The organism is Hymenobacter sp. BT559 (genome assembly GCF_017571525.1).
GTDB classification, from domain to species: domain Bacteria; phylum Bacteroidota; class Bacteroidia; order Cytophagales; family Hymenobacteraceae; genus Hymenobacter; species Hymenobacter ginsengisoli.
Window position 1 is genome coordinate 130,599 of the sequence record NZ_JAGETY010000005.1, and the last position, 26,319, is coordinate 156,917.

Below are 26,319 nucleotides of genomic sequence, written 5' to 3' on the forward strand. Positions count from 1 at the left end.
AGCAGTCAGGAAGATTTAACGTCGGCCATAACCCTAGCGGGCAGCGGTCGTTAGGCAAAAGCTCAATATCTCCTTTTCCACAAGCACTAGTATGAATAGATTAGCAGGTAAAGTAGCCATCGTGACGGGTGGTGGGGCCGGCATTGGCGAGGCCATTGCCAAAAAATTTGCGAAAGAAGGCGCGGCGGTGGTCGTGGCCGGCTTTCCCGAGGACCCAGTGCAGGCCGTGGCAGACGAAATTAAGGCTAGCGGCGGCCGAGCGGTAGCTTTTGAGGGCGACCTAGCTTCGGAAGCAATGGCTAAGGCCTGCGTGCAAACGGCCGTGGGTACGTTTGGCCAGCTTGATATTCTGGTCAACAACGCGGGTACTTTTCCGGCGGCTAAGGAACTGGGTGAGTACCCAGTAGAGGCGTTTGAGTACATGATAAAAAACAATATTTACACCGTCTTTCACATGAGCCGGGCTGCGCTGCCCGAGCTCAAGAAAACGCGGGGCAATATTGTGTCGGCGGGTTCGGAAGCCGGGCACATGGGCGAGCCCATGAACACGCCCTACGGCGGCACCAAGGGCTTCGTGCACGCGTTCATGCGGGGCATTGCGGGCGAGCAGGCCAAATACGGCATCCGGGCCAACTGCGTGGGGCCGGGCCCCATCGACACGGCCTGGACACACAAAGAAACCGGCCCTATGACGGCCGAAATGGAAAAGCAAACCGTAGAAGGCGTACCAATGGGCCGCCGGGGCACGCCCGAAGAAGTGGCCAACGTGTACCTCTTTCTGGCTTCCGATGAGGCTAGCTACGTCACCGGGGCTATTTACTTTGCCGATGGCGGCGTCACGATTTCCAAGAGCAGCTCAGGTGCCCAGGTGCCGAGCGACCTTAAAAAAGAGCCCGCTGGCGAGCTGAAGCTGGAGCACAGCAAAGATGGCCATACTGAAATCCGCAATCAGGACGCCGGGCACATGATGGGGCATTAGTCTGAACCACGGATTCGGACGGATTCTTCGGATTAATCGGATTTTGTGGATGATTAGCAATGAGAAAGGCCGCCCAACTGGGCGGCCTTTTTACATATTCAGGCTAGGAAAATAATTGCCTACACAATCCGAGTAATCCGAAAAATCCGGCCGAATCCGTGGTTCAGACGGCGTATTGGCGGGGGCTGCCCAGCGCTTGCTGGGTGCGCATCACGTTCACCTGGCGAGCGGCCTCGTTGAAAAATTCGAGGCGGCGAATGAGCATTTCCTTGGTGAAAACGCGGCCTTCGGGCGTGCGCATGAAAGACTTTTTGTCTTCCAGCACGCGCTTCATGGCGGCCAGCGCCTGGTCTTCGTGCTTCATAAACTGCTGCTGAAACTCGGCTAGCCGCGCCACGCCAGTGGCGGTGAGCGTGAAGTGCTCGTCCGCGCCCTGGTTTAGCACTTCGCACAGCACATAAACCTCCAGCGGCAGGCTGGTTTCGAGAGCCGTGGTGCGCAGGTCGAGCCCAGCGGCTAGGGCGTCGAGGATGATGCGCACGTTGCGCTCAAATTGCTGATAGTAAGCTTGAACTTCCAACTTAGGTTGAGTTATGAGTTAGAAGTTATGAGTTATGAGTTGAGGGGTATGAGAGTGGCAGGTAGCAACTCATAACTTCTAACTCATAATTCATAACTCAATTAAAGTAGGTCTTTCACAATCTGCTCCACCGTAGCACCTTCGGCCTCGGCCTTGAAGTTGCGCACAATGCGGTGGCGCAGGATGGGCAAAGCTACGGCGCGCACGTCTTCTATATCGGGCGAGTACTTGCCGTTGAGCAGGGCATTGCACTTGGCGGCCACTACCAGGTACTGGCTAGCCCGGGGGCCGGCGCCCCACTCCAGCAATTGCTGGGCGCGCGGCGCAGTGCGAGCTGTATTGGGGCGCGTTTTGTGCACGAGGCCCACGGCGTACTCTACCACATTATCCGCCACCGGTACCCGCCGTACTAAGGCCTGGTAAGCTTGAATATCATCCGAGTGCAGCACTTTGTTCACGCTGGGCTTGCGGTCAGACGTGGTGTTCTTCACGATGTTCAGCTCTTCCTCGTAGCTAGGGTACCCTAGCTGAATGTTGAACATGAAGCGGTCGAGCTGGGCCTCGGGCAGCGGGTAGGTGCCCTCTTGCTCGATGGGGTTTTGGGTGGCTAGCACGAAGAACGGCCGGGCTAGCGGGTAGCGCTGGCCCGCTACCGTCACGGCGTATTCCTGCATGCTTTCGAGCAGGGCCGCCTGGGTTTTGGGCGGCGTGCGGTTGATTTCGTCGGCCAAGATGATGTTGGCGAAAATCGGCCCCTTCACAAACTGAAACTCGCGCTGCTGCGTCAGCGTCTCCGAGCCCACAATGTCGCTGGGCATCAGGTCGGGCGTGAACTGAATGCGGTTGAAGGAGAGGTCTAGCGAGTCGGCAATGGTCTGGATAAGCAGCGTCTTGGCTAGGCCCGGCACGCCCACCAGCAGGCAGTGGCCCTGCGCAAACACGGCCGTGAGCACGAGCCGCACCACCTCATCCTGCCCCACGATAACCTTGCCGATTTCCTGGCGCAGCTGCTGGTAGGCGCGGGCCAGCGAGTCGGCCGCTTCTTTATCGTTTTGGAATTGAGCCATTAGATAGGTATGATACACAAAAGAACGTCAGGCTGCGCTTGTCGAAGCATCTCGCTCGCATCGTTGGAGTAAAGACCCTAGCGGCGCGAGTGAGATGCTTCGCTGCACTCAGCATGACGTTCTCTAGTAGAAGCTTATGGTTTTACAAGTATTACTGCCCGTTGCTAGCCAGCACCTTGCACTGTGCGTATTCTGGTGCCACTTCCAGGTACACGGTGTCGCGGTTTTTCTCATACCAGTCGTCGAGCGCGCGGCTCTTTTTCTGGCTCAGCGCGGCCTGCGATATTTTCTGATAGTCGTCGAGCAGGTTGGCCTGGTGGGGTGGTGTGTTGCTCTTGAGGTAGAGAATGCGCATGGCCTCCTTGCCGTCGTCGGTGCGGTAGGGCAGGGGCGGCGTGATGTGGCCCACCTTCATCGTGTCGATGATGAAGAAGATAGCCGGGTCGAGCTTGTCGAGTGGCAGGCGCGAGCCACCGTCCTGGCGGTTGGCGAGCAGGCCACCGTTGGCCGCGGTCATTTTATCGGTGCTGAATTCCTTGGCTGCTTTTGAGAACGAAATGCTATCCTTCAAAATCTGACTGCGGATGCGGGTGAGCTTGGTAGCGGCCACGCTGGCATCGGCGGTGCCCGTCACGGGCTTCAGCAGGATGTGGCGCGTCGAATAGGAATCACCTTTGCGCTCAATGAACTGGATGAGGTGAAAGCCGAACTGCGACTCGACCACTGGCGACATCTGGCCGGGCTCCAGCTTGCGCGAAGCGGCTTCATACTCGGGCACCAGCTCGCCTTTTTTGAAAAAGCCGAGGTAGCCACCCTGCGCCCCCGAGCCGGGGTCTTGCGAATATTGCTTGGCTAGGGCCTCAAAGCTTTCACCGGCCAGCACGCGGGCGCGCAGGTCGTTGAGCTGCGCAATGGCCGCCTGCTTGGCGGCGTCATTCACCTGCGCCGGAATCACAATCTGGCCCACTTCTACTTCAGTCGAGAAGTACGGAATGCTATCCTTGGGCACTTTGTCGAAGTATTCCTTTACCTCGCGCGGCGTGATGGCCACCTTGCCCGAAATCTGCTCCTGCATTTTCTGCTGCACCAGCTGGTCGTGCACCTGCGGGCGCAGGTCTTCCTTGAGCACCCGCACCGGCTTGTTGTATAGTTCTTCCAGCTTCTTCTCCGAGCCTACTTGCTGCACGAAGTAGTTCATGCGGCGGTCGAGCTCGCCGTTTACCTGCGCGTCGGTCACGGTCACCGAGTCTACCTCGGCGCGGGCTATCATGAGCTTATTGAGCACCAGGCTCTGCACAATCTTGCAGCGCAGGTCGGGCGGCAAAGGCTTGCCCTGCGCACGAGCGGCCTCCTGCGCCATAATGCCTTCGATTTCGGAGCGCAGAATAATCTGATTGTCAACTTTTACGGCAATGCCATCGAGCAGCTGCTGGCCCACCGGCCGGCTGATGCCAAGCTGAGCGTGGCTAACCTGCGGCAACGCCAGCAAGGCCCCAAAAACGACGATAGAAAGGGCGGATAAACGCCGAGCGATACGTTGCATAAACTAGAGAGGCACGAGGCGGCCGAAAGGGTTGCCGCTGGTGCAGCGATAACGTTGAGGAGCGGGTAGAAAATTCGGCTGCCCGCCGGGTAAAGGCACTTATTTGGTCACGAGCTTGCTCACCTCGTCCTCGTTTATCTTAACGGGGTACTGCTGACGCAATTGCTCTATCCACTGCTTTTCGAGGTAATTCTGGTAGTCGCTGGTGGCTTGGCCGCGGGCGTCGCTCAAGGCCTTGGGGCCGGGCGCTAGGGTCTGCTTCACGATGATGGCGTAGTAGCGGCCGTCGCGCTGCACGGTGTAGGTGCCGGCCGGGCGGGTGAGGTAGTCGTCCATCACCTTATTATCGCCCTTCTGGAAGGTGCGCTGCTGAATCTGCATGGCCAGCGGGTTTTGCTGGTTCAGGTTGGCTTCGAGAGTTGCGGGCGAGTTGCTGAAGAAGGCAATGCGCGTGTCGCCGGTGGCCGTGGTAGCGGCGACAGCGGAAGCGGCAGTGAGTCGGCGGCGCTCAATTTTACCGGTCTTGGCCAGGTAGTCAATGGCGGCCGTGGTGCGCTGGCGGGCTAGGGCCGGGCTTTCACCCTTGCGGATGTGCCCAGCCACCGTCACCGTTAGGGCCGTATCCTGGCTGAGGCGGCGGGCCACCTCATCGAGCACGGCCGAGCCATCGCTGTTGGCGGGCGTGGCCGTGCCAGGCTTGAAGTGCACGAGGGCCGTACCGGCTTTGCCCGCCACGGCGTAGGGGCTAGCCCCTAGCTGGCGCTGCGCGCGGGCCAGCAGCTGCGGCGAAGCAGCCGAGATAACCGTGCCCCGCGCCCGCTGCCCAAACTGGTAGTTGGCCTGGTTGGCCATAAAGAACTTGCGCAGGCCAGCCGTGTCCTCAATGGCCTTGCTCCACACTTTCTCGTCCATCAGCTGGAAGAGCAGGATGCCATCACGATATTCCTGCACGAGCATGCGGTAGTCTTCGTACTTGGCAGGCAGGCTAGCCTTCTCGAAGTCGGTCAGGCTCTGGTCTACGTACTGGTCGTAGAGCTGCTGCATGGCAAACTGCGGCGTGGCCGTGGGGCGGGGGCGCTGGTTTTGCTGCACAAAGGTCAGAAAATCGGCCACCGGATAGGGCTTGCCCATGATGGTGAACAGCGGCAGCTTGTCGCCGCCGGCCTTCTTGGTCGTCTTCGAGGCCTTGGCCCCGCTAGCCGTCATGTTGGAGGCGTTGAACTTGTAATGACCTTTCACGAGCGCCGTGTCGGCCTGGGCAAAGGCTAGCTGCTTGGCGGCCGGAATTTCCACAAACTGGTCTTCCTGCCGGATGCGCTTGAGAAAAGCGGCGCGGTTCAGCTCCGAGCGCGAGTCCTTGGCCACCTTGCTTTTCAGGGTGGGCTCCATCGTAGCGAAGGGCGGCAGGGGCTGCTTCTCAATCAGCTTGATGATATGCCAGCCGTAGGGTGTTTGCACCGGGGCCGAGATGTCGCCGGGCTTTTGCAGCTTAAAAGCTACCTCCTCAAACGACGGAATCATGCGGCCGGTGCCGAAGGGCGGCAGCTCGCCGCCATTGGGGGCCGAGCCGGCGTCTTCCGAAAACTGTGCTACGAGCTTATTCCAGTTTTCGCCCTTGCGCAGGCGGGCGTAGAGCTCGTCGATTTTCTTGTGCGCGGCGACCGAGTCGGCGCGGGGCGCCTGGGGCGTTACGCGCACCATGAGGTGGGCCACCTTGATTTCGCCCTGGGCGGCGCGGCGGTCGTTTACCTTGATAATATGGTAGCCGAAGCGCGTGCGGATGGGCTGGCTTACCTGCCCCACGGGCGTGCGGTAGGCGGCCGTTTCGAACGGATACACCATCTGCATGGCCGTGAAGTAGCCGAGCTTGCCGGCATTTTCCTTGGCTGAGGGGTCTTCGCTGGTTGTGCGCGCTACGGTGGCAAAGTCCTCGCCGCTAGTCACACGTTGGCGCACGGCCACTACTTTCTGGTACGCGGCCAGGGTGTCGGCCGGGGTAGCATCGGGCGCCACGCGTATCAGGATGTGCGAGGCATTCACTTCCTGACCCATGCGGTCGTAGGCCTCGCGCACGAGCTGGTCGGTCACGCCCTTCTCGGTGAGGTAGGGGAGGGCTAGCTGCTGCTTGTAGCCGTCGAGCTCGCGCCGGAAAGCCTGGGTAGTGTCGAGGCCGTGCTTCTCGGCGTCGAGCACCTTCAGCCGGAAGTTGGTATACAGCGTGAGGTAATCGGTGACGCTGGCGCGCGAGCCATAATCGGCAGCGGTGCTGTTATTCTTCTTATACACATAGGCAAACTCGCGGGCCGATACCGGGTAGGTGCCCAGCGTTTCGATAGCGGGCCCAGTGGCTACCGGCGCGCCCAGCGCCGAGCTGGCGGGGGTAGTGGTGGCAGTGGCAGGCTTGCTGGTTTGGCAGGCGGCCAGCTGAAGCAGCGTGGCTGCAGCGGCGCCAGCCAACGGAAGGCGGGAGTGCATAGACAAAGGAACAGGAATCGACCTAAATGACGTGTTAGACAACGCGCAACGCTTCAGGCACAATACTGGTGCAATTTTACGAATAAAACCTCGGCTTGCCCCGCCCTGCCGCGGTGGGGCGGGCTAGCGAGCGCGGCGGCTAGCCCTCAAACGCAGCAGGCGGATGGCCTATGGTGCCGTCCGCCCGCTGCGATTATGTAGTCTGATTCTGCTTAACTAGGCGCTACGTAAGCACTTTGCTCAGGTGGCAAACGGTGTGCGAGTTGCGCTCAAAAAACTCGACTTGGTCCATGATGCGCGAAACCAGGGCCATGCCCATGCCGCCCTTGCGCCCCTGCTGAATGTAGGCTCGCAGGTCGGGGTTGGGCGCTTTGCCAGGGGGCAGAAAGAGCGTGTTGCCGTGGTCCTCAATCTCGATGTCGAGGCGTGGGCCAGCCAGTACCAGTAGTAAGTCCAGAAACTGGCTGGCATCCTCATTATTGGCATGGATGATAAAGTTGGCGACCACTTCATCCACCGCCAGCACCACTTGGTTGACTTGTAGGTCGTTGCGCTTCGCTTCCAGCAAAAAACCGCGCACAAAGTCGCGCACCTGCTGGAGGTTCTGGCGCGAACAGCTAATGCGGATGCGGTCTTGCATGGGGAAGGAAAAAGCCAATGAGTAACCAGGTAACTGCGTAGGTTGAGCGGCGGCCCAACCTACGCAGTTGCTCGTTTGCTCACTTACTAGTGCTAAGCGGCCTGAGCTTCCTGCTCGGTCGGTACGATGGTCATGAGCGAGTCAAGCCCGAGAATCTCAAATACGTTGAAGACCTTTTCTTGCATATTGTAAAACACCAGTTTTACATTAGAGTCCTGCAGGCGCTGCAAGTGGGAGATAAATACGCCCAGGCCAGCCGATGAGATGTAGCTAAGCTTTTGGCAATCTATAAGAACCCTCTTATAATTGAGCAGCTCGGGCTTGTTGAGCTCGGTGTCGAGCACAACTGCCGAGGAGGCATCCAGCTCGCCGTCGAGCAGGAGCGTAAGAGTGGTATCTGCGGGTTGAGCGGTTACTTTCATAATAGGCCCCATACGATGGGGCTAGCTTTGAGGTTGGGCGGCTTTAAACTTGATAACGAGCAGCGTTTGGTCGTCGTGCAGGGGTAGGCCCTTACTAAATTCCTGCACATCGTGGCGGATGTGGCGGTTGATTTCCTCGGCCGATTGGTAGAACGACTCGCTCAGCATCTGGGCCAGGCGCTCCTCTCCATACTCGTCGCCCTCGGCATTGCGCGCCTCCAGGATGCCATCGGTGTACACGACCATGACATCGCCGGGGTTATAGTCCCAGAACTGGTTTTTGACGTGCCGCCCGTAGCTGCCGTCGCGCAGGATGCCCAGGCCCAGGCCCTCGCTGCGGAAGTAGCTGACCTCTTCTTTAATGGAGTGATAGTACAGCGTGTGGCAGTGGCCGGCGCGGGCAAAGCTAAAGCCACCCGCCTCATAGTCAATTAGATAGAAGGCGGCGGTGATAAATGACGAGCGTTCGAGGCAGTGGGTGAGCGCCTCATTAGCCTTCATCATAAAGCGCTGCGGGTCGGGGTAGCGGTCGCGGTCTTTTTTGGCCAGCGGGTTGGGCTGCATCAGGGCGTGGAAGATACCCTTCATCTGGGCGGTGTGGAAAGCCGCCGTAACGCCCTTGCCCGACACATCGCCGATGAGCACCGCCAGCCGCTGGCCCGGCAGGTGCAGAAAGTCGTAAAAATCGCCGCCCACCTCTTTGGCCGCCTGTGCGTAGGTGCTGATTTCAAACCAGTTATCGGTAGGCAGGTGCTTCGGAATGAGGCGCTCCTGCACCAGCGCGGCAATGCGCAGCTCATCCTGCGCGCTCTGGCTGATGCGGGCCTCCTGGGCGAGCTGCAGGTTTTCGAGGCTCAGCACCGTTTGGGTGGTGAAGGTGTGCAGAATGCTCAGGTCTTCGGGGTCGAAGCCGGCCTGCTCTTTCTTCAGCAGCACCAGCACGCCGTAGTGGTGCGTGGCGCTATGCAGCGGCAGCACCGCCACCGAGCCAAAGGGCTGGCTCAAACCGGTAAGGCGCTGCGAGCGCAGCAGGTCGTTATCGACAATCTCGTCCTGTTTGCCCGCCAGCAGCGCGGGCACCTGAGTTTGCAGCGCCGCCAGGTCGGCGGAGGCTAGTTCGTGCGTTAGGACCGGCATTGGGGCCGGTTGGGGGCTAGCCACATCGGCCCGTTGAGACTGTACGCAGAGCCAGGCCGTATCGGCATGGATGGTTTGCACTGCCGACGTGAAAAGCGCCTGGTAAATCTCGGCGGCCGTTTGCCCGCGCTGAATAATTTGGCTGAGCTGCTGCAGGCTCAGGATTTCGGCCCGCCGCTGCTCATAGACATCTGCAATGGGCAGGTTGAAGAGCGTGACGGCCAGGCCCGCCACGGCGTAGAAAACCGCGAAAAATGAAGTCAGCACCAAAAATGCCTGCTGTGTAGGCGGCGCTAATAAGACGGGGTTTGTCTGGGCACCGCGCAGGTAAAATAGAAACAGCAGCAAAAAGCCCAGTACTCCTAGTTGCAGCAAAATAGCCTGCAGCTTTTGCCCCTGACTTAGGTAGGCTACCCAGCGCTGGTGGCCGCTCAAATACACCCCAAACAGTCCTAACCCGGTAATGACGGCCACTCGCACGAAGTCGGGCGCGTTCCATACAAACAGCTGAAACAGCAGCGCTACTCCTAGCAGCAGCTCGAAAGCCGTCCACTCGCGCTGCAGCCGGGAGCTGCCGCGAAAGCTGACGAGCGAGCGCCACACGTAGAGCGTTTGCGCAAGTAGGATGATAAATAAGGCGAGGCTGATGGTGTACCCAACAGTGGCGGTACTATCGCCCGGTAGCGGGAGGGCGTGCGCTGCGGTGAGCTGCACAAACGTTTGAACACCAACCAGCAGGCCCGTAAGCACTAGCCCGCGCCAAAACAACCGTCGCAGCACTACTAAAAAGCCATGCCCTACCAGCGGATTGGGCTGCAGGCGGGCATAGAGAAAAACGCTGGCCGCAAAGCCGCCCTGCGCCAGCAGCAGTAGCCAGCGCGGCCAGTCGGCCGGCAGGCCCAGCACAGTGCGGCCCTGGCTGAGGGTGCCTAGCAGCAGCAGCAGCCAGCACCCGGTAGCGCCAGCTAGCAGCCAAACCGAACGGCGAAATGTGGGCATAAAACAAACGGCAAAAAGAAGGTGAAGCGGCTTCGGGCTCCCCTCGCCTTCGTTACCTGGCCAAAAAAGACAAAGCGCAAAACTACAACGGAGCCCGCTAGGTCCGGCTAGGGGTAGGCTCTTTCCCTAAAAAGGCCCTAGCTGGCAGGTCAACGTATTGACACTGTGCAGCTAGGGCCCAGGAAGTAGCGCGCTGATTGGCTAGCGGCTCGAGTAATTAGGTGCTTCGCGGGTAATCTGCACGTCGTGCGGATGGCTTTCGCGCAGGCCGGCCCCGGTGATGCGCACAAACTGAGCGGCTTGTAGCGCAGCCAGGTTGGGAGCGCCCACGTAGCCCATGCCGGCGCGCAAGCCGCCGGCCATCTGGTAGAGCACCTCGCCCACGCCGCCTTTAAACGGCACGCGGCCCACAATGCCCTCGGGCACAAGCTTCTTCACGTCGTCTTCGGCATCCTGGAAGTAGCGGTCCTTCGAGCCGTCTTCCATAGCCTCGACCGAGCCCATGCCGCGGTAGCTCTTGTACTTGCGGCCTTCGTAAATAATGAGGTCGCCGGGCGCTTCCTCGGTGCCGGCCAGCAGCGAGCCTACCATTACGGCTGCCGCGCCGCCCGCCAGGGCCTTCACGATGTCGCCCGAAAACTTGATGCCGCCGTCGGCCACGATAGTGGCGCCGGTGCCTTCTACACCGCGGGCGGCCTCCAGCACCGCCGACAATTGCGGCACCCCGATGCCCGCAATGATGCGCGTGGTGCAGATAGAGCCCGGGCCCACACCAACTTTCACTACCTCGGCGCCGGCTTCGGCCAGGGCGCGGGCGCCGGCGGCAGTGGCCACGTTGCCGGCCATGACGGCCAGGCTAGGATATTCTTTTTTGACCAGCCGCACGGCGTCGAGTACGCCCTTGCTGTGGCCGTGAGCCGTGTCGATGCTAATGAGGTCAACACCAGCTTCGGCTAGGGCCGCTACGCGCTGGAGCAGGTCGGCGGTGACGCCCACGGCAGCGCCCACGCGCAGGCGGCCCAGGGTGTCTTTGCTGGCCTGGGGCGAGCGGCGGCGCTTGCGAATGTCCTTATAAGTCATCAGGCCGGTGAGGCGGCCGTCGGCATCTACTAGGGGCAGCTTATCCACCTTGCGGTCTTGCAGCATGTCTTCGGCGGCGCGCTGGTCGATACCGGCGGGGGCGGTCACGAGGCGGTCGAGCGGTACCATCACGGTAGTAACAGGCGCCGAAAAGTCTTTCTCAAAGCGCAGGTCGCGGCTGGTGAGGATGCCCACCAGGCGATGGTCAGCCTCCACTACCGGAATGCCACCGATATTATGCTTGCGCATCAGGTTGCGGGCATCGGCTAGGCTAGCGGTAGGCGGCAGCGTGAAGGGGTCCTGAATCAGCGCCGACTCGGAACGCTTGACGCGGCGCACCTGCTCGGCCTGCTTGCCGATGCTCATATTCTTGTGAATGATGCCGAGGCCGCCGGCCTGGGCCAGCGCAATAGCCATCTCGGCCTCGGTCACGGTATCCATGGCGGCCGAGATGAGGGGCAGGTGCAGCCGAATGCTGGGGGTGAGCTGGGTGCCGGGGTCGCAGTCGCGGGGGAGGACCTCCGAGTAAGCGGGCAGCAGCAGGACGTCGTCGTAGGTCAGGGCCTCGAAGGCGATTTTGGGGGCGGCGTGGTCGGCCATAGCAACAGGGGGTTTAGCAGAAAACCTTATTGCCAGACAAATATACGGTGCGTTTGCCCAGCAACGCCTTCTTTTTATCGACCAAGCCATCAACTATGCCCGTCCTGCCTTCGTTTCCTTAAGGAAGAGCCCCCACACTTTCTCTCACGCTAACGTCTTATCACTCATGTTTAAGAAACTGCTTTTCCGCGCTTTGCCGGTGCTGCTGCTCGGCTCGCTCACGCTTAGCTCCTGTGTTATTCACGAACACGACCGCGGCCGGGGCTATGGCCACGGCGGCTACCGCGGCGACCATGACCATGGCCGGGGACATGGCTACGGCTATGGCTACCGCCGCTAGCCCGGTATTTTGCTAGAATACAGCTCAGACGTGCGGTGTCGCCGGCTCGGCGGCACCGCTTTTTTGTAAAACAAAAAAGACTCGCCCCACGCGGGACGAGCCTTTCCAACAGGTTCCTTTTCCACAAGAAAACCAAGTCATTGCGCCGGCTAGGCCGGGCGATACTGGTGGCTAAGCGCGGAACGAGGTTCCGCCGGCTAGGCCTGTTACAGAGCGGTAAGTAGCAAAAAGCGGACCGTTGCGCAACATTTACAATACAAAATTAACATTGAGAGGCTAGAATCAAGCTATAAAAATCGCTCAGTGCCCGACTATTCTCGCTGAACGATGGCGCCAGGCTACTGAACGAGTAAAATCAGCCCGGTAATTCGGCTCCTTCGCCCGTGGCGGGGCGCCCTTGCGCGGCCGAGTAATGGCGGTGCAGCCACCGGCTCAGGCCCTCCAGCCCCGGCATCAGCACCCGTTCAGTAATATTGGCTTGGTCTAATTTGTCGCGCACCTCCCACTTGAGCCGGGCGGGCAGGCGAATGCGAAAGTACAATTCGGGATGCTGCATGAGCCAGGTGTGCAGCATGGCTTGCGGCGTGCTCATGAGCGAGAACAGCGCATACTGGTGCACGATGCGGGCATCGAGCGAGGGCGGCTCCAGAAATAGTACGAAGGGCTCGGCCTGCAAATTTGACAGGGTGAGCAGGCTGGGCAGGGTAGGGGCCAGCAGCTCGGTGGTAAACACGTTGGAGCCCTCCCCCGCCAGCGCCTCGCGCAGAATGGGCGGCAGGTGCTCGGCGGCCTTCACGTAGTTCAGGGCCCAGATAATGCCGTCCTGGTGGTAGGCGTTGAGGTCGTCGGTGGCGAAGTGCAGGGCCACGTAGGGCGAGTACGTCCAATCGAGCAGGCGCGTGGGCAGGCCGTGGTGCTGCGCCAGGGCCAGCCAGTCCCAGGTGGTGGCGCTGGGCGGCGTGGTGGTGTCGCGGGCATACTTGCGGAAGTTGCGCAGCAGATGGTGCTCCAGCGTGTCGTAATTACCCCCTAGCCGCTGCAGGCTGGTGCTGAGCGTGTAGCCAAAGCTGCGCATGCCGCGGTAAACAAATGGCGAGCGGTAGCGCCCCAGCCGGGCATCCCAGGTTTCGCGAAACAGCAGGTCTTGCAGGTGCTGCCAGCTCTGGGCTACGAAGTCGTTGGCAGTGGGAGAAGTCGCGGTGGCCATGGCAGTGAAGGTACAGGCCGGAACAGGGAATAACTCCTAAAAAAGAACGTCGTGCTGCGCTTGTCGAAGCGGCGCGCCCGCGCCGCTAGGGTTGTTTACCTAACGATGCGGTAGCGATGCTTCGACAAGCGCAGCACGACGTTCTGCTAAAAATCAAGCGTGAGCGTGGGCTAGCCTAAAAAGCGGGCTAGCTCGGAAAATCGGCCCCGTTGCCGATGTGCGCGTACTGCTCCACTTCCTTAGTGATAGTGGCAAACTTGTCGAGGGCGCCTTTTACGGCGGCCTTGCCTAGCGGCAGATGCAGCGGCGGATTGTCCATGCGCACGAGGTCGAACATAGCCTGGGCGGCGCGCTCGGGGTCGCCGGGCTGCTGGCCGCTATAGCCCTGAATATCGGCCATGTTCTTGCCGGCCGTGGGGCGGTAATCTTCAATTGCGGGCTCGGTAAACGTGGCCGAGCGCCCAGCCCAGTCGGTGCGGAAGCCGCTAGGCTCCACATTCGTAACGTGGATGCCGAGGGGCTTCACCTGCGCGGCCAGGCTTTCGCCAATGCCTTCGAGGGCAAACTTAGAGCCGTTGTAGATGCCCACGCCCGGAAACGCGCGTAGCCCGCCGATGCTGGTGATGTTGAGAATGTGGCCGCTCTTGCGCTCGCGCAGGTGGGGCAGCACGGCCCGCAGTACCCGCAGTGGCCCAAATACGTTGATGTCGAACTGCCGCTGCACCTCGGCATCGGGCACTTCCTCAATGGGGCCCATGGAGCCATAGCCGGCGTTATTCACCACCACATCGAGGTGGCCGAGCCGGGCAATGGCGTCGGCCACGGCCTGCTTCACGGCGGCTTCGTCGGCCACATCGGCTACTAGGCCGATGGCGTTGGCGCCCGCTTTTTGGGTGAACTCGTCGGCCTGCTGCTGCTGGCGAAAAGTGGCAGCTACCTTGTCGCCTTTCGCGAGGGCTAGCTCGGCCAGGTGCTTGCCGAAGCCGGTGCTAACGCCGGTAATAAACCAGTGCTTGGTCATAGAAAAGTCAGAAATGAAAGGAAAAACAATGGGCCTAAGACGCCTAAGCCGGGACAATTGTTTGCCCTAGCTTAGTGAATGGCTAACCGCGATGCCACTAAGTAAGCCAAGTCGAACCCACGCTAATACGACAGACTACTTGCCCTTTATTAAGTGCACACCAAATGCAACTGCACTTGTGTAGTACAGCAGCTTTCTCCGCGGCATAACCGGCCTTTTCCTTTTATTTCAAGCAATAGGTGCCCTAGCGCTGTTTAAACGCAGGTTTGCTTTGTACTAGCACAACTTTTTTTGTGCTTCCATATGAACTCCTTGTGCTAGTATAACTATTTCTAGGACGTTCCAAGGCGTTTTTTAGTGAGTTTGGTTGGAATGTGTTTCATTGGCTCATCGGGCCACGGATGCTTGGGGTAGCGGCCCTTTAGGTCCTTGCGCACCTCAAAATAGCCCTTCTCCCAAAAGCTGCGCAGGTCGCGCGTCACTTGGGCTGGCCGGCCGCCGGGCGAGAGCAGGTGCAGCAGCAGCGGCACGCGCCCGCCCGCTACGGCCGGCGTTTCGGTGAGGCCAAAAAGCTCCTGAAGCTTCACGGCTAGGACTGGTGCGGTGGGGTCGGCGTAGTCGAGGGTGATGAAGGAGCCGCTGGGTACTTCGAGCGCAGCGGGGGCTAGCCGGTCGAGCTCCTGGCGCTGGGCCCAGGCGCCGGGTAGGCGCGCCAGCAGCGGCTCGGTGAGGTCGAGGCGCTGCACTTGGTCGAGGCTTTTCAGGCCGTTCAAGTGGGGGCCTAGCCAGGCGGGTAGGTCGGCCAGCAGCGCTTCGTCATCAAAAGCGGGCCAGCTTTCGGCGCCGGCCTCTCCCACATGCTGCCGCACAAATTCCAGGCGCTGCTGTAGCTGACGCGCGGCGTCGGTCCAGTTGAGTTTGGCCAGCCCGGCTTCCTGCAAATAGCCCAGCAGGGCCTGCGCGACCAGCTCGGTATTGGGCTGGCCGATGGGTTTTTCTTCGAGCAGCAGCGCGCCCAGGCGGCGCACGCGGCGGCCCGACACGCGCTGGGTAGCGGGGTCGAAGCGCACTTCCTCGGTCGTCGTGATTTGCTCGCTGAAGGCCGCTGCCAGCTCCTCGCGGTCGAGCGGGGCAGCTAGGGTAGCGCGGGGCTGACTAGCCGTGCCCGCTAAGTAAGCCACCGCAAAAAACTCGGCCTGCGGGTCTACGTCTTCGGTGCGCAGACTCACGCGCTGGCCGGTCACGAGGCGCAGACGGTCGGGCGCCTCGCGCTGGGCCAGGCGGTCGGGGTAGGCTAGCGCCGTGAGCAGACCAATGGGCGCGTTGGCAAATTCCTGGTTTCTGGGGCTAGCAGCAGGCGCCTTGGGCAGGCGGCTTTGCAGGTGGCGGGCCACGTCGCGCACACGTTGCAACGTGGCGTGGTGCAGGGCCAGGCCTGGCAGCGGCGGCCGGCCGCTAGCCAGCGCTTCAAGGCGCAGGCGCAGGTCGGGCGGCAGGGGGCGCGGGTCGTTGGGAGTGGCCCAGCGCAGTAGGTCGCGCTCGGCCAGCAGGGCGGCCAGCGCGGCCGCCGTTGGGCCGTGGCCCAACTCGGCGCCGCGTACCACGAGGTGGCCCAGGCGCGGCGGCAGCCCCAACTTGGCTAGCTGGCGGCCGTGGGGCGTAGGCTGCGCATTATCGCCAGAGAGTGCCCCCAGCCGCCCTAGCAGCTCGCGGGCCTGGGCTACGGCGGCGGCTGGCGGCACATCGAGCCAGCGCAGGCTGGCCGGGTCGGTAGTTCCCCACAGGGCCAGTTCCAGCACCAGCCCGCTGAGGTCGGCGGTGTGGATTTCGGGTGGGCGGTGGGCTGGCAGCAAGTGGTGCTCGGCCTCGGTCCAGAGGCGGTAGCAGGTGCCGGGCGCCAGGCGGCCCGCGCGGCCGCGGCGCTGGTCGGCGGCGGCGCGGGCCACGGGCACGGTTTCGAGCGAGGTAAAGCCGGTGCGCGGCGCAAAGCGCGGCACCCGGGCAAAGCCTCCGTCAATCACAACCCGAACCCCCTCAATAGTAAGGCTGGTCTCGGCGATGCTGGTGGCCAGGATGACCTTGCGCCGGCCGGCGGGGGCGCGACGCAGGGCGGCGTCCTGGGCTTCGAGCGGCAGCTCGCCGTGCAGCAGGTGCAGGTCGGTATCGACGGGTAGGCTGTCGCCTAGCTTTCTATCCACGCGCTGCAAATCGGCCACGCCGGGCAGAAAGACCAGTACGTCGCCTTCGTGCTGGGCCAGGGCGTCGCGTACCTGGCTGGGCACCAGCTCCGCTAGCCGCTCGCTGGGCTTATTGGGCAGGCTAGTGGCGCGGCGCGGGTCGAGGTAGTGCGTTTCGATGGGAAACAAAAAGCCGGCGCTACTCACCACCGGCGCGGGCAGCCACTGGCCCAGCCGCTGGGCTTCCAAGGTGGCCGACATCAGCAGGATGCGTAGCTCGGGCCGCAGCACGGCCTGGGCATCGAGGGCCAGAGCCAGCCCGAGGTCGGCGTTGAGGCTGCGCTCGTGAAACTCGTCGAACACCACGCAGGCCACGTCTTCCAGCGCGGGGTCGTCTTGCAGCATCCGGGTCAGGATGCCTTCGGTGATGACTTCAATGCGGGTGTCGGCGCTCACCTTGCTGTCGAGGCGCACGCGGTAGCCCACGGTGCGGCCCACCGGCTCGCCCAGCAGCTGGGCGAGGCGAGCCGCGGCGGCGCGGGTAGCTAGCTGGCGCGGCTCCAGCACCAGTATTTTTTGGTGGGCCGGGCGCCACTCGGCGGCCAGCAGGGCTAGTGGCACCACGGTGGTTTTGCCCGCGCCGGGTGGGGCTTCGAGCACGGCGCGGGGGCTAGCGGCGAGGGCCGCCAGCAGCTCGGGCAGCGCAGCTACAACGGGTAAATCGGGCAGGGGCGGAAGGCGGAAGGCAGCGGACACCCGCCAAAATTACACCCGCTCCAGGCGCCACAAATCCACGCTCAGCGGGCCGCCGGCGTGCAGCACCGGCGCGCCAACGGGTGTGGGCAGGCCGTGGCCTTCTACCAAATCGGAGCCGTAGTGGAGCAGCTCGGCCGCGCGCAGGGGCCAGGCGTGGTGCGCAATGCGGCCCCGGTAGAGTTTGTTGCCACGCCCCGGGCCCATGCCGCCGGCCGCGTACAGGGCGTAGCGCTCGGTAAGGAAAAAGGCGAGCGAGTCGAGCTCGGTGGGTGGCAATTCTTCGCCCAGCTGCCAGGTGGCGGCAAAGTGGCCCTCGGGCGCGCCGTTGTGCACGCGGTGGCCGATGTAGTGCAGCCGCCCAGGCGCGGGCCGCTCCAGCTTGAGCTGGGCCCGAAAGTAGGGCAGGTGAAAAAACGTGCGCGCCGCCCATACAGCCAGCGGGTTACTGGCATCGAGCGAGAAAAACCACACGCCGGGCACGCCGTCGAGGTGCACGTAAGTGCGCACGTTCAGCTCCAGAAACTCGCGCACGCCGGGCACGGGCGGCGTCACGCGGCTGCGCACGTCCCACATCCGAAAGGGTACTACACCTATCCATGCTTGGCCTTCGAAGGTATCAACCTGCAAGCGGGGCGGCAGCTGCGCCTGAATGAGCTCGGGCGCAACGGGCCAGTGCATGAAGAGCAGGTCGCCCCATTCCTGGTGCATAAGCGGCGAGCCGCTGGGGCGCTCGCGCAGGGCCAGGCGGCTGGCTAGGGTGGGGGAAGGCATGTGGAAAGGAAAAATAACCGGCAGTCATTACTTGGCGTTGCGCGCAATGACAGAAAGGGCTAGTACACCGCCACGCTAGGGTCTACTTGCAGGCTCCAGGCGTCGATGCCGCCTCTCAAGTTAAGCAAATTCTGGTAGCCTAGCCGGTGCTGCAGGTAGCCCAGCGCCTGCGCCGAGCGCACGCCGTGGTGGCAGATGAGCACCACCGGCCCCTCGGTGCGGATTTCAGTGGCCCGGCGCGGAATCTCGCCCAGCGGAATGAGCACGCTGCCCGCAATGCGGCAGTAGTCAAACTCCATTTCTTCGCGCACGTCGATGAGCTGAATGTCTTCGCCGGCGGCGAGGCGGGCGTGAAGGTCGGTGGGGGTGAGGTCTGGCAGCATAAGGCAAAAGTACCCTGGCCGGCTACCTTGCGCGGCTTTTCTGCCCTTGCCGTATGCTGTTGTTCTCCCTCGCTAGCCTGCCCGCCGACATTCTGGCCGCCATGCGCGCCACCACCGGCCTCGAATGGGCGGCCGTGCTCACGGGCTTTGCCTGCGTGTGGCTGGCGGCCCGCGAGTCGCTGCTCAATTTTCCGGTGGCCATTTTTAGCTGCCTGCTCTACGTAGTTATCTATTACCAGCAAGGGCTGTATTCGGATAGCGGCTTGCAGGGCATCTTCATCGCGCTCAGCGCCTACGGCTGGTACACCTGGCGCTACGGCGGCCGCGGCGATACCGAGCTGCCCGTAACGCACGTCACGCCCGCCGAGTGGGGGCTCACGGCCGCCTTCGTGCTGGCCTACACGCTGGGCTCGGGCTACTACCTGGGCCACCACACCGACTCCACGTTTCCGTACTGGGACAGCTTCACCACCGGCACGAGCATCGCCGCGCAGTTCTTGCTCATGCGCAAGCGCCTCGAAAACTGGTGGCTCTGGCTGCTAGTCGATGTCATTTACGTGCCCATTCTCTGGGCCAAGCATTTGTACCCGACTAGCCTCCTCTACGCGCTCTACCTGGGGCTAGCGGCCTATGGCTACTGGGAATGGCGGCGCGACATGCGGACCAAGCCAGCAGGCGCCGTGTAGAGACGCATCTTTGCGTCTCGTCGTTGGACAACCTACTGCCGCGCGGTTAGCACAACGTTGGAGACGCAAAGATGCGTCTCTACGCCTGGCACCCCGACCGAAACAACCCATGCGCCGTATCTCCCTCACCGGCCCCGAATCGTCGGGCAAAAGCACCCTGGCCAGGCAATTGGCCGCGCACTACGGCACCGTGTTCGTGCCCGAGTACGCCCGGCAGTATCTCGAAGAAAACGGCCCTGGCTATACCCTAGCCGACCTCGAAGCCATTGCCCACGGCCAGCTCGCCGCCGAAGACGCAGCGGCTAGCCAGGCCACGGGCCTGCTTGTTTGTGATACTGATTTGCTGGTCATTAAAATCTGGGCCGAGAATGCTTTCGGCACTTGCCCCGGCTGGGTTTTAGAAGAGCTGGCGCGCCCGCGCTACGCCCTCACGCTGCTGCTGGCCCCCGACCTGCCCTGGACGCCCGACCCTCTGCGCGAGCACCCCGACCCGGCACAGCGCTGGCACTTTTATGAGCTATACCGGCAGGAGTTAGCGCAGCGTAATTGGCCGTTTGTCGAAATCAATGGGCTGCCTGAGCAGCGCCTGACGCAGGCCGTGGCGGCCGTAGCAACGCTGCCAGGAAAGCTTTAGCCAGCTATCTCCCGTATAGTTTTCCGTATCCTTCCGGCAAGCTTCAGCTTAAACTCTCTCATGCCTACGCTAACCTCCGCCACTACCCGCGTCCAAATTTCTACCCACGGCGCCGAGCTTACCAGCTTTGTTGACCTGGCCAGTGGCCGCGAATACCTCTGGCAGGCCGACCCCGCGCAGTGGGCCCGCCACGCGCCGCTGCTATTCCCGATAGTGGGCAAGCTGCCCGAGAATACCTACCTGCTCCACGACCAGCCGCTGAACCTGCCACAGCACGGTTTTGCCCGCGACCAGGAATTTACCGTCATTGAGCACGACGCGGCTAGCCTCACGTTTCAGCTCATGGCCAACCCAAGCACCAAGGCCGAGTATCCCTTTGAGTTTGAGCTGCGCGTGCGCTACGAGCTGCGCGGCCGCGTGCTCACGGTGGGCTGGCATGTGCGCAACCCGGCCGCCGCTGGCCACGATTTGCTATTCAGCATCGGCGCGCACCCGGCCTTCAACTGCCCCTTGCAGCCTGAGATAGGCGAGCAGTTTAGCGACTACGCCTTCCACTTCGACCACCCCGTCACGCTGCCCCGCCAGCTGCTGAGCAGCGGCCTGCGTAGCGGTGAAACGGCCCCCGTTCTGGAAAATCAAGCCGCTTTGCCGCTCAGCTATGAGTTATTCAAAGACGATGCGCTGGTGTTCAGCCACTTCGACTTTACCCGTATTACCCTGCAAAAAGCCGATAAAACCGGCCCGTTCGTGCGCATGCAGTTCAACGGCTTCCCCTACCTCGGCCTCTGGACCAAAGGCCCCGGCGCCAACTTCGTATGCATCGAGCCCTGGCACGGCGTGGCTAGCCCCGTGGGCCCGCCGCAGGAGCTGAGCGAGAAGGAGGGCATTTTGACGCTGGCGCCGAGCCAGATGTTTGATGCCAGCTACACTATTGAAATCGGGTAACCTACTACAAAGCAAAAAGAACGTCATGCTGACGAAGGAAGCATCTCTACCACGCCACTAGGGGTACTAACCCCAAAAAGCGGTAGAGATGCTTCCTTCGTCAGCATGACGTTCTTTTTAGTATATCACAGCTGAGTTGCTCCCTACACCTCCACCGGCCGGCGGTTGTAGTCGGGCTCCCAATCGTTGATGGGGCGCGAAATGCCGGGCGGCAAGTCGATATCGGGCAGGCCGGGGTCGTGGGGCTCGCCCCCGCCATCGTCGCCGCCCGAGGAGGGCGGGGGTGGCGGCGGTACGTGCCGCCGCTTCGGCATCACCAAAAAGAAGGTGAACACGGCCAGCAAAAACAGGGCGCAGAGAAGCTGGTGCATAACGAAAGGCCGATAGCGACTACACGAATAAGGAGGGAAAGCTGCCTACCCCCAACGCAAAGCACCGGGCTCGCGTTGCGGGTGGCCGCCCTATGCTAAGATAGCTGATAGCCAGCCAACCACGCAAGCATTCCTTGGCACGCCCGGCCGGGGCGTATCTTTGCGCCCTGTTTAGGGGTGCTGGCCGGGAGAATCCGGGCTGGCTGAGATGACACCCATCGAACCGGAACCAGGTAATGCTGGCGTCGGGAACAAACAATCCGCGAACGATTTTGTCTGCGCGCCGACCCCTGGCGGGCGGGCGTGTGCTGCTTTTTGTCGCTATTATTTTGAAAACTATACTCCTCGCGGGCACGGTGCTGCTGGCGCTGGCTGCTGCCCCGGCGTGGGCGCAAGGCTCTGTGGCCGGCCAGCTCACCGATGCCACCACCGGCGCCGCGATGCCCGGTGCTACTGTGCTCCTCACCGACCAGCCCACCATCGGCACCGTTACCGATGCCACCGGGCGCTTTGTGCTGCCTGCTGTGCCGGCCGGCGTGCACACGCTGCAAGTACGCTTTGTGGGTTTTGAACCTATTAATCAGCCTTTGCTGGGCCAGCCCCAGGCCCAGCAACTGGCCCCGCTAGCCCTGCGCTTGGCCCGAAACCTCACGCCCGAAGCTGTAGTAACCGCCACCCGCGCCAACGAGCGCACCGCCACCACGTACCAGAACGTGAGCCGCGAGCAGCTCCAGGCCCGCAACTTCGGTCAGGACCTGCCCTACCTGCTCGACCAGACCCCTAGCGTAGTCACGACCTCCGATGCGGGCACCGGTGTGGGCTACACCGCCCTGCGCATCCGGGGCACCGATGGCACGCGCATCAATGTGACCCTCAACGGGGTGCCGGTGAACGAGGCCGAAAGCCACGGCGTATTTTTCGTCGATTTGCCCGACCTGGCCAGCTCCATCCAGAGCATTCAGGTGCAGCGTGGCGCGGGGCCCAGCACCAACGGCGCGGGCGCCTTCGGGGCCAGTCTGAACGTGGAAACGCTGGGTCTGCGGCCCAAAGCCTATGCCGAAATCAACAACTCAGCCGGCTCGTTTGGCACCTGGAAGACGACTGTGGCCGCCGGTACCGGCCTCCTCAACGGCCACTTCACGCTCGATGCCCGCGCCTCGCGGGTGCAGAGCGAAGGATACATTGACCGGGGCTGGTCGCGGCTGAAATCGCTGTACCTGGCCGGCACCTATTCGGATGAGAAGACGCTGCTCCGCGCGCTCGTTATCACCGGCTACGAGACGACTTACCAGGCGTGGTACGGGCTAGCGGATTCCTTATTGACTAAAAACCGGCGCTATAACGAGGCTGGTACCGACGCCGGCCAGCACCTGCCGGCCTATAAAAACCAGACCGATAACTACCAGCAGGACTACTACCAGTTCCTGATTTCGCGCCAGCTAGCCCCCAACCTGAACCTGAGCGTGACACCCTTCTGGACGCGCGGCGGCGGCTACTACGAGGAGTACAAGGCCAACCAGGATTTTGCCAAATACGGTATCAGCGGGCCGGTGTACCAGCCAGCCGCGGGTGGCGGTTTCGACACGCTTACGACGACCGACGTTATCCGCCGCCGCTGGCTCAAAACCGACCTCTACGGCGCTACCTACGCCTTGCAGCTGCGGCCCACGGTGGGCGGCTTCCTCAGCGAGGCCACGCTGGGCGGGGCGGTAGTGGGCTACCGCGGCCAGCACTACGATGAGCTGACCTGGGCCCAGCGCGGCAACAACATTCCTGAAACCGGCACGCCCTACTACTCGGAGCCCAACGCCCATAAGCTCGATGTGAACACCTACCTGCGGGCCACGGTAGCGCTGAGCGAGAAGCTCTCGGCCTTCGGCGACATGCAGTTTCGGCACGTGGCCTATGAGCTGTTTGCCCCCGATGGCAGCCCCAACGGCGGCAAAAGCCAGCAAACCATTAACTTCAATTTCCTGAACCCCAAGGGCGGCCTCACCTATCAGCTAGCCCCCGCCGTGGCGGCCTACGCTTCCTACGCGCTGGCGCAGCGCGAGCCCACCCGCACCGACTACACCGACACGCCCGCCGGGCGCCGCCCCACCTCCGAGAAGCTGCACAACTTGGAAGTGGGCCTGCGCCGCACGACGGGCCCTTTCCAGTGGTCGGCTAACTACTACCTGATGCTCTACCGCGACCAGCTCGTGCTGAGCGGCCACCTCGATGATGTGGGCAATCCCATCCACACCAATGTGCGCGACTCGTACCGCACCGGCATCGAGCTGCAAGCCGCCACGCTGCTGGCTAAGGGGCTCACCTTCAGCCCCACGGCTACCATCAGCCGCAACAAAATCAATAATTACACCGACTACCTGAGCGACGAAAATTACGTCGAGCACGGCACTGAGTACAAGCAGACTGACATTTCCTTTTCGCCCGCGCTCACCTTCGCCTATACGCTTGAGTATGAGCTGCTGCCCGGCCTGCGCCTGGCTACGCTGGCCCGCTACGCCAGTCGCCAGTACCTCGACAACACGGCCACCGATAGCCGCAGCATCCCAAGCTACTACGTGCAGGATGTGCGCGCCCGCTACCTCTGGCACCCCGAGAAGCTCGGCTTCCGCGAAATCGAGCTGGCCGCCGTGCTTAACAACGTGTGGGGCGCCACCTACGTCAACAACGGCTATACCTACGGGTATCTGTATGGCGGCCAGTCCTATTACCAAAATTACTTCTACCCGCAGGCCCGCCAGAATTTCCTGGCTTCGGTGAATTTGCGCTGGTAGCACGGGCTGCATAGCCGGGAGACAGTAGCGCGGACTTTTAGTCCGCAAGTCGCAAGTGAAAATGCCTGGTACTCGCGGGCTAAAAGTCCGCGCTACAATCCGCAAAGCCCAGCCGTAGCTCGGCTGGGCTTTTTTATGGCAAAACCTTGCGTTGGGTAGGGCTGTATCTTTGGGTATATAACGGTAGCGCCCGGCTGCCGCCAGCCTTGGTCCATGCCTCGATTTCTAATTGCCTTTTTGCTGCTGAGCGGCTGGCTGCCCGCGCGGGCGGCCCAGCTAACCCCCGCAGGCCCGGCGCCCATTACTATTGCCGCCGCGGCTGACCTTAAGTACGTGCTCGATTCGCTGGTCACGATTTTCAACCGCCAGCATCCGGCTGGCCGCGCCACGGTGGTCTACGGCTCGTCGGGCAAGTTCTACGAGCAGCTCAGCCACGGCGCGCCATTCGACCTGTTTTTCTCGGCCGATAGCGACTACCCCCGGCGCTTGCAGCAGGCGGGCCTCACGGCCGGCGCGCCGCAGCCCTATGCGCTGGGCCGCCTCGTGCTGTGGAGCAAGAAGCTGAATCCCAGCACGCAAGGCATGAGCACGCTGCTAGCCCCCCAGGTAACGCACGTGGCCATTGCCAACCCTGCGCATGCCCCCTACGGCCGCAAGGCCGAAGAAGTGCTCCGCACTTACAAGCTCTACGACCAGGTGAAGCCCAAGCTCATTTTTGGCGAAAACATCGGCCAGACGGCCCAATACGCCGCCACCGGCGCGGCCGATGTGGGTTTGCTAGCCTACTCGCTGGCGCTCAGCCCCGAGCTGCGCCGGGCGGGGCAGTTTTACCTCGTTCCGGCCACGGCGCATACGCCTTTGCAGCAAAGCTTTGTGGTGCTCAAGCGCGCGCAGGGCAACACTACAGCGGCGGCATTTGCCGCGTTTATGGCTAGCCCCGTGGCCAGGCAGGCGCTGAAGAAATACGGCTTTGGGCTGTATTAAAACAGTTAGAACGTCATGCTCATCTGGCGTCCGCTTGCCGAAGCATCTCTACCGCGCCGCTAGGGCCACTACCCAACGATGAGGGAGAGATGCTTCGGCAAGCGGACGCCAGATGAGCATGACGTTCTGTTTCAATTCATAATTTCTAACTCATAAGTAAACAAAGTGCCCCCCGATTATTGGCAAACCCTGCGCCTCACGCTGGCCCTGGCCGCCTGCACCACGGCGCTGCTGCTGGGGCTGGGCCTGCCGCTGGCCTACGCGCTGGCCTACGGCCGCAGCCGCTTCAAGCCGCTGGCCGAGGCCATAGTGAGCTTGCCGCTGGTGCTGCCGCCCACCGTCATCGGGTTTTATTTGCTGGTGGCCTTTAGCGACAGCAGCGCACTGGGGCGGTTTTTGATTAACAAGTTGGGTATTAGCTTGAATTTCACCTTTCCGGGTATTCTGCTGGGGTCATTGGTGTATAGCCTGCCGTTTATGGTGCAGCCGTTGCAGGCGGGCTTTGCGCAGGTGCCGCGCTCGCTGCGCGAGGCGGCCTACACACTCGGCAAGTCGCGGCTCACTACGCTCTGGCGGGTGCTGCTGCCCACTATGCGGCCCGCGTTGCTCAATGGCCTCGTGCTCACCTTTGCCCACACGCTGGGCGAGTTTGGGGTGGTGCTGATGATAGGTGGCAGCCTGCCGGGCCGCACCCGCGTGGCGTCTATTGCCATCTACGACGAGGTGCAAAGCCTGCATTATGACCAGGCCAATGCCTACGCACTCTCACTGCTGGGCTTGGCGTTCGTCATCTTAGTGGCGCTATACTGGTTTACTAAGCGCGACGCGGCTCGCCTGTCGTAGAGAAAAAGCCGTGCTAGATTTTCACCTCCTCAAAGCCCTTCATACCGCCGCCGGCCCCCGCACTCTCGACGTGCGCCTAACCCTGGCACCTGGCGAATTGCTGGCTCTCAGTGGCCCTAGCGGCGCGGGCAAAACCACGCTGCTGCGCCTGCTGGCCGGCCTCGACCGGCCCGATGGCGGTTTTATCCAGGCTGCCGGCCAAACCTGGTATCAGGAGAAGCCGCGCCAGTGGCTGCCGCCGCAGCAGCGTCCGCTAGGTTTCGTTTTTCAGGATTACGCGCTGTTTCCGAATATGACGGTGCGCGAAAACCTGGCCTTTGCCGCTGCGGGCCAGCCCCAGTCCGCGCGCATTATTCACGACTTGCTGGCCTCTTTGGAGCTGACCGAGCTGGCCGACCGCCGCCCGGCCGTGCTCTCGGGCGGGCAGCAGCAGCGCGTGGCCCTAGCCAGGGCGCTGGCCCGCCGCCCGCGCCTGCTGCTGCTCGATGAGCCGCTGGCCGCCCTCGACCTGCCCACGCGGCTACGCCTCCAGCAAGTGCTGGCCGAGGTGCACCGGCAGTTCGAGCTCACGACTATCCTTATCAGCCACGACCCGGCCGAAATAACCCGGCTAGCCGGCCGCGTGCTGGAGCTGGAGCTGGGCCAGGTGCGCCGGCTAGGGCCACCCGCGCCGGCTGGTACGGCTACGCCGCTGCTGGGCCGCGTGGTGGCCGTGCTGCCTGGTGGGCGCCTGCAAGTGAGGCTAGCCAGCGGCAGCACACTGGTCGAAGTGCCCGCGCCGCCCGGTCGCACCTACGCGCCCGGCGATGAAATAGGCTTGACTCTGGAGGTGGCGCGGACTTTCTAGGCCACGTTTGTGTTGGGGAGGCGCGGACCTGCACAGTTCGCGCTACAGC

At 62.3% G+C, this 26,319-nt stretch carries 23 protein-coding genes; 9 read left to right on the plus strand and 14 right to left on the minus strand.

Annotation, left to right across the window (positions count from 1 at the left end; translation table 11 throughout):
* Positions 1-91 precede the first annotated feature (91 nt).
* Entirely contained in the window at positions 92-979 is an 888-nt protein-coding gene (locus J4D99_RS08760) for an SDR family NAD(P)-dependent oxidoreductase (RefSeq protein ID WP_208131319.1), read from the plus strand.
* Between the two features lie 163 nt (positions 980-1,142).
* On the opposite strand, the gene J4D99_RS08765 is transcribed toward J4D99_RS08760, so the two are convergent.
* From J4D99_RS08765 to guaB, 8 genes are all read right to left on the minus strand, one after another.
* Positions 1,143-1,559, minus strand: a complete 417-nt coding sequence (locus J4D99_RS08765; RefSeq protein ID WP_208131320.1) for a hypothetical protein — start codon at positions 1,557-1,559, stop codon at positions 1,143-1,145.
* A gap of 101 nt (positions 1,560-1,660) precedes the next feature.
* Positions 1,661-2,626, minus strand: coding sequence for an AAA family ATPase (locus J4D99_RS08770; RefSeq protein WP_208131321.1), 966 nt, complete (start codon positions 2,624-2,626; stop codon positions 1,661-1,663).
* A gap of 151 nt (positions 2,627-2,777) precedes the next feature.
* Positions 2,778-4,169 carry a peptidylprolyl isomerase gene (locus J4D99_RS08775; protein WP_208131322.1) on the minus strand — a complete coding sequence of 464 codons (1,392 nt, stop codon included), beginning with the start codon at positions 4,167-4,169 and terminating at the stop codon, positions 2,778-2,780.
* 99 nt (positions 4,170-4,268) lie between these two features.
* Complete coding sequence (locus J4D99_RS08780; protein ID WP_208131323.1) at positions 4,269-6,644, minus strand: peptidylprolyl isomerase; 2,376 nt, start codon at positions 6,642-6,644, stop codon at positions 4,269-4,271.
* Positions 6,645-6,867: 223 nt separating this feature from the next.
* Positions 6,868-7,284, minus strand: coding sequence for an ATP-binding protein (locus J4D99_RS08785; protein ID WP_208131324.1), 417 nt, complete (start codon positions 7,282-7,284; stop codon positions 6,868-6,870).
* Between the two features lie 92 nt (positions 7,285-7,376).
* The gene (locus J4D99_RS08790; protein WP_208131325.1) at positions 7,377-7,706 is read right to left on the minus strand and encodes an STAS domain-containing protein; all 330 of its coding nucleotides are present in this window, start codon (positions 7,704-7,706) and stop codon (positions 7,377-7,379) included.
* A 21-nt stretch (positions 7,707-7,727) separates the two neighbouring features.
* The gene (locus J4D99_RS08795; protein WP_208131326.1) at positions 7,728-9,842 is read right to left on the minus strand and encodes a PP2C family protein-serine/threonine phosphatase; all 2,115 of its coding nucleotides are present in this window, start codon (positions 9,840-9,842) and stop codon (positions 7,728-7,730) included.
* Positions 9,843-10,043: 201 nt separating this feature from the next.
* A complete protein-coding gene (gene guaB / locus J4D99_RS08800; RefSeq protein ID WP_208131327.1) occupies positions 10,044-11,522 on the minus strand; it encodes an IMP dehydrogenase in 1,479 nt (492 codons plus the stop codon).
* Positions 11,523-11,688: 166 nt separating this feature from the next.
* Between guaB and J4D99_RS08805 the strand changes: the two genes are divergently transcribed.
* Entirely contained in the window at positions 11,689-11,862 is a 174-nt protein-coding gene (locus tag J4D99_RS08805; RefSeq protein WP_208131328.1) for a hypothetical protein, read from the plus strand.
* Between the two features lie 355 nt (positions 11,863-12,217).
* On the opposite strand, the gene J4D99_RS08810 is transcribed toward J4D99_RS08805, so the two are convergent.
* The 5 genes from J4D99_RS08810 to J4D99_RS08830 all read right to left on the minus strand — a co-directional run bounded on the left by J4D99_RS08810 (position 12,218) and on the right by J4D99_RS08830 (position 18,177).
* Entirely contained in the window at positions 12,218-13,069 is an 852-nt protein-coding gene (locus tag J4D99_RS08810; RefSeq protein ID WP_208131329.1) for an FRG domain-containing protein, read from the minus strand.
* A 187-nt stretch (positions 13,070-13,256) separates the two neighbouring features.
* Positions 13,257-14,090 (minus strand): oxidoreductase, encoded by an 834-nt coding sequence (locus J4D99_RS08815; protein ID WP_208131330.1) that lies wholly within the window; start codon positions 14,088-14,090, stop codon positions 13,257-13,259.
* Positions 14,091-14,422: 332 nt separating this feature from the next.
* Positions 14,423-17,023, minus strand: coding sequence for an ATP-dependent helicase HrpB (gene hrpB, locus J4D99_RS08820; protein ID WP_309509621.1), 2,601 nt, complete (start codon positions 17,021-17,023; stop codon positions 14,423-14,425).
* 9 nt (positions 17,024-17,032) lie between these two features.
* Positions 17,033-17,794 carry a YqjF family protein gene (locus J4D99_RS08825; protein ID WP_208131331.1) on the minus strand — a complete coding sequence of 254 codons (762 nt, stop codon included), beginning with the start codon at positions 17,792-17,794 and terminating at the stop codon, positions 17,033-17,035.
* 59 nt (positions 17,795-17,853) lie between these two features.
* The gene (locus tag J4D99_RS08830; RefSeq protein ID WP_208131332.1) at positions 17,854-18,177 is read right to left on the minus strand and encodes a rhodanese-like domain-containing protein; all 324 of its coding nucleotides are present in this window, start codon (positions 18,175-18,177) and stop codon (positions 17,854-17,856) included.
* Between the two features lie 53 nt (positions 18,178-18,230).
* Between J4D99_RS08830 and pnuC the strand changes: the two genes are divergently transcribed.
* From pnuC to J4D99_RS08845, 3 genes are all read left to right on the plus strand, one after another.
* Positions 18,231-18,863, plus strand: coding sequence for a nicotinamide riboside transporter PnuC (gene pnuC, locus J4D99_RS08835; protein ID WP_208131333.1), 633 nt, complete (start codon positions 18,231-18,233; stop codon positions 18,861-18,863).
* Positions 18,864-18,972: 109 nt separating this feature from the next.
* Positions 18,973-19,497, plus strand: a complete 525-nt coding sequence (locus tag J4D99_RS08840; RefSeq protein WP_208131334.1) for an AAA family ATPase — start codon at positions 18,973-18,975, stop codon at positions 19,495-19,497.
* 60 nt (positions 19,498-19,557) lie between these two features.
* Positions 19,558-20,442: an aldose 1-epimerase family protein gene (locus tag J4D99_RS08845; RefSeq protein WP_208131335.1), complete on the plus strand. Its 885-nt coding sequence runs from the start codon at positions 19,558-19,560 to the stop codon at positions 20,440-20,442.
* A gap of 143 nt (positions 20,443-20,585) precedes the next feature.
* Here J4D99_RS08845 and J4D99_RS08850 read toward each other — a convergent pair whose 3' ends face one another.
* The gene (locus J4D99_RS08850; protein WP_208131336.1) at positions 20,586-20,813 is read right to left on the minus strand and encodes a hypothetical protein; all 228 of its coding nucleotides are present in this window, start codon (positions 20,811-20,813) and stop codon (positions 20,586-20,588) included.
* A 329-nt stretch (positions 20,814-21,142) separates the two neighbouring features.
* On the opposite strand from J4D99_RS08850, the gene J4D99_RS08855 reads away from it, so the two are divergent.
* From J4D99_RS08855 to J4D99_RS08870, 4 genes are all read left to right on the plus strand, one after another.
* Positions 21,143-23,596, plus strand: coding sequence for a TonB-dependent receptor (locus J4D99_RS08855; RefSeq protein ID WP_236018584.1), 2,454 nt, complete (start codon positions 21,143-21,145; stop codon positions 23,594-23,596).
* Between the two features lie 213 nt (positions 23,597-23,809).
* Complete coding sequence (gene modA, locus J4D99_RS08860; RefSeq protein WP_208131337.1) at positions 23,810-24,580, plus strand: molybdate ABC transporter substrate-binding protein; 771 nt, start codon at positions 23,810-23,812, stop codon at positions 24,578-24,580.
* Between the two features lie 165 nt (positions 24,581-24,745).
* Complete coding sequence (modB, locus tag J4D99_RS08865) at positions 24,746-25,423, plus strand: molybdate ABC transporter permease subunit (RefSeq protein WP_208131338.1); 678 nt, start codon at positions 24,746-24,748, stop codon at positions 25,421-25,423.
* Between the two features lie 10 nt (positions 25,424-25,433).
* On the plus strand, positions 25,434-26,270 hold the full coding sequence (locus J4D99_RS08870; RefSeq protein ID WP_208131339.1) for an ATP-binding cassette domain-containing protein: 837 nt from the start codon (positions 25,434-25,436) through the stop codon (positions 26,268-26,270).
* Positions 26,271-26,319 lie beyond the last annotated feature (49 nt).

Excerpts from the sequence above, each read along its gene's own strand:
- J4D99_RS08850 (WP_208131336.1), bottom strand. The coding sequence starts at position 20,813 with ATGCACCAGCTTCTCTGCGCCCTGTTTTTGCTGGCCGTGTTCACCTTC.
- guaB (WP_208131327.1), bottom strand. The coding sequence starts at position 11,522 with ATGGCCGACCACGCCGCCCCCAAAATCGCCTTCGAGGCCCTGACCTAC.
- pnuC (WP_208131333.1), top strand. The coding sequence starts at position 18,231 with ATGCTGTTGTTCTCCCTCGCTAGCCTGCCCGCCGACATTCTGGCCGCC.
- J4D99_RS08785 (WP_208131324.1), bottom strand. The coding sequence starts at position 7,284 with ATGCAAGACCGCATCCGCATTAGCTGTTCGCGCCAGAACCTCCAGCAG.
- J4D99_RS08845 (WP_208131335.1), top strand. The coding sequence starts at position 19,558 with ATGCCTACGCTAACCTCCGCCACTACCCGCGTCCAAATTTCTACCCAC.
- J4D99_RS08775 (WP_208131322.1), bottom strand. The coding sequence starts at position 4,169 with ATGCAACGTATCGCTCGGCGTTTATCCGCCCTTTCTATCGTCGTTTTT.
- J4D99_RS08805 (WP_208131328.1), top strand. The coding sequence starts at position 11,689 with ATGTTTAAGAAACTGCTTTTCCGCGCTTTGCCGGTGCTGCTGCTCGGC.
- J4D99_RS08770 (WP_208131321.1), bottom strand. The coding sequence starts at position 2,626 with ATGGCTCAATTCCAAAACGATAAAGAAGCGGCCGACTCGCTGGCCCGC.
- J4D99_RS08780 (WP_208131323.1), bottom strand. The coding sequence starts at position 6,644 with ATGCACTCCCGCCTTCCGTTGGCTGGCGCCGCTGCAGCCACGCTGCTT.
- J4D99_RS08760 (WP_208131319.1), top strand. The coding sequence starts at position 92 with ATGAATAGATTAGCAGGTAAAGTAGCCATCGTGACGGGTGGTGGGGCC.
- modA (WP_208131337.1), top strand. The coding sequence starts at position 23,810 with ATGCCTCGATTTCTAATTGCCTTTTTGCTGCTGAGCGGCTGGCTGCCC.
- J4D99_RS08830 (WP_208131332.1), bottom strand. The coding sequence starts at position 18,177 with ATGCTGCCAGACCTCACCCCCACCGACCTTCACGCCCGCCTCGCCGCC.
- J4D99_RS08815 (WP_208131330.1), bottom strand. The coding sequence starts at position 14,090 with ATGACCAAGCACTGGTTTATTACCGGCGTTAGCACCGGCTTCGGCAAG.
- J4D99_RS08795 (WP_208131326.1), bottom strand. The coding sequence starts at position 9,842 with ATGCCCACATTTCGCCGTTCGGTTTGGCTGCTAGCTGGCGCTACCGGG.
- J4D99_RS08790 (WP_208131325.1), bottom strand. The coding sequence starts at position 7,706 with ATGAAAGTAACCGCTCAACCCGCAGATACCACTCTTACGCTCCTGCTC.
- J4D99_RS08840 (WP_208131334.1), top strand. The coding sequence starts at position 18,973 with ATGCGCCGTATCTCCCTCACCGGCCCCGAATCGTCGGGCAAAAGCACC.
- J4D99_RS08810 (WP_208131329.1), bottom strand. The coding sequence starts at position 13,069 with ATGGCCACCGCGACTTCTCCCACTGCCAACGACTTCGTAGCCCAGAGC.
- J4D99_RS08825 (WP_208131331.1), bottom strand. The coding sequence starts at position 17,794 with ATGCCTTCCCCCACCCTAGCCAGCCGCCTGGCCCTGCGCGAGCGCCCC.